The organism is Myxococcus xanthus (genome assembly GCF_013116825.1).
GTDB classification, from domain to species: domain Bacteria; phylum Myxococcota; class Myxococcia; order Myxococcales; family Myxococcaceae; genus Myxococcus; species Myxococcus xanthus_B.
The window spans coordinates 1-450 of record NZ_JABFNS010000315.1 but is presented as its reverse complement, the minus strand read 5'-3'; the positions used below and the strand labels follow the sequence as shown (position 1 = coordinate 450).

The 450-nt window shown below is 76.4% G+C and carries 1 protein-coding gene; it reads right to left on the bottom strand.

Going from position 1 to position 450, the window contains the following annotated elements:
- Window positions 1-450 (bottom strand): AAA family ATPase (locus HNV26_RS37485; protein ID WP_171453052.1); only part of this gene is annotated, 450 nt, incomplete at both ends.

The window sequence follows — 450 nt, the reverse complement described above, 5'->3', positions numbered from 1 at the left end:
CAGCAGTGCCTTCTGCAGCGCGGGCGCGATGTCCACCACCTGGTGCATGCCCACCTGCAGCGACAGCCAGACGCAGAAGATCGGCAGCACGCGGTCCACGTCGCAGCCGGCGTCGCCGAGCATGCGCGCGAGGCGCTCCACGACCACGGCATCCGCCTCGTCCGGGCCGCCGCACTGGGCGCGGATGAGCGCCAGCATGGGCGCCAGGGCGCTGTTCTCCTGCTCGGGCCAGCAGGCGGCGCGCAGCACCCGCCCGCCGCGGCCCTGCACGTGCGCCAGGAAGGTTTCGCTCAGGCACGACTTGCCGACCCCGGCCTCGCCGCGCACCAGCACCGCGCCGCCCTCGCCGAGCAACGCCGCGCGCCAGCGGCGGCGCAGAAGCAGCAGCTCGCGCCACCGGCCCACCGCTTCGCGGGGCAGCGCCGGCACCGCGCTGGCGCCGTCCTGCGC